Origin of the sequence: Blautia sp. HCP28S3_G10 (assembly GCF_052065235.1) — a bacterium.
Classification (GTDB): domain Bacteria; phylum Bacillota; class Clostridia; order Lachnospirales; family Lachnospiraceae; genus Blautia_A.
The window spans coordinates 1-1734 of the sequence record NZ_JBQHUL010000084.1 but is presented as its reverse complement, the minus strand read 5'-3'; the positions used below and the strand labels follow the sequence as shown (position 1 = coordinate 1734).

Below are 1734 nucleotides of genomic sequence, written 5' to 3'. Positions count from 1 at the left end.
TCGTATAATATCTTTTAGATACATAAATGTACCTTGAAAACTCAATAAATATTTGTTCAATAGGCTTAGTAAAGCCCATGATATAATTGTCCCAGTGTCAATCAGGTAATAGTTCTGTTCCCTCCTGTTGAACCAGTCATGGTTGCTTCATTGTAGAGTCTGTTCCCCTGACATGGAAGTTAGCTTCAAACCGGCTGGCTGTTTGCTTAAGAACATGGACTACCATCCAGCAGTGTGGTTTCGCATCTATCCGTCTTAAGCTGGATTCTTATATGCGAGGGTGTCGATGCTCCATGATCATGGGTTTTACCAAGCCGATTGAACACTCAAATCTTATTACGAAAGAAGGTGATTTTCATGAACCCGCTTTACGTCGGAATTGATGTAAGTAGCAAATCCAATGTCGTTTATCTTATGCTTCCAAACGGAGATAAGCACAGCAACTTTGAATTAAAAAACTCACATGATGGTTCCACTCAGCTTGTGAAAAGGATTCTTTCTGCCATGACTTCTCGTTCCCTTGACACTGTTCTGATTGGTCTCGAAGCAACCTCTGTTTATGGAGACAATCTCGTGTACTTTCTAAGGGAAGATGCCACTCTGGCACCATTTAACAGAAAGATTCATGTCCTCAATCCTAAGCAGGTAAATAAGTTCAAGGAATCTTATAATGACCTGCCTAAAAATGATTACGTGGACTCTTTTGTCATTGCTGACTGCCTGCGTTTTGGTAGAATCAACAAAGAGGTATACATCGGAGACTATCGTTACAAAGCTCTCCAAAACCTCACACGAGCACGCTACTACGCTGTTTGCAACCTTATCAAAGAAAAACAACGTTTTATGAATGTACTTTTCAAGAAGTATTCCACGATGACGCAGGAAAAAGTATTTTCAGATACTTTCAGCACTACGGCACTTGCTGTCTACGAAGAGTTTGAATCCGCAGAAGCATTAGCCAATATGGACTTACAAGAGCTTACTGATTTCATTATGGAAAAAGGAAAGAACCGCTTTCCTGATCCTGATTCAGTAGCCAAAGCCATTCAGAAAGCTGCCAGAAGCTCTTACCGTTTGCCTAAGACGGTAAATGACTCCGTTAATCAGGTGCTTTCTATATCCATAGCCTCAATGAAGGCATTGGAATCTCAAATCAAAGAGTTCGATAAAGCAATCGCTGCTCAAATGGAACTCTTACCAAATGTATTGATATCCATTCCAGGTATTGGTCCTGTATTCTCAGCCGGTATCATGGCTGAAATCGGTGATATCAATCGTTTCGGAAACCATGCTCAGCTTGCTAAGTATGCAGGTCTTGCATGGAAACAACATCAGTCCGGAGGTTTTGAAGCCCAAACAACAAGGCTTATAAATTCCGGTAACCGCTTTTTAAAGTATTATCTGTGCGAAGCAGCTTTCTCGCTTGTAAGATGCGACAAGGAATACAGCGACTTCTACCACCTTAAATACAAAGAGGTAAACAGATATCAACACAAACGTGCACTCGCATTAACTGCCCGTAAATTTGTGCGGTTGGTCTTTGTACTGCTCAAAGATAATCGCCTATATCGTCCAGCAAAGTAGAATAACTTCTACTTGCTGATGAGCTACGCCCTGCTCATTTTCAAAAAACATGGTCGACAGGGCTTAGGTGGGTGTTTTTTGTCTTCGTGAAATATATGAAAGATATTTGATTTATTATTCATTTCTCACTTGACATCACACCGCTGGACT

At 40.8% G+C, this 1734-nt stretch carries 1 protein-coding gene; it reads left to right on the top strand.

The genetic code is table 11. The features are described 5' to 3' along the window. Positions 1–357: 357 nt before the first annotated feature. On the top strand, positions 358–1584 hold the full coding sequence (locus ACTNB8_RS16240; protein ID WP_441056106.1) for an IS110 family transposase: 1227 nt from the start codon (positions 358–360) through the stop codon (positions 1582–1584). Positions 1585–1734: the final 150 nt, after the last annotated feature.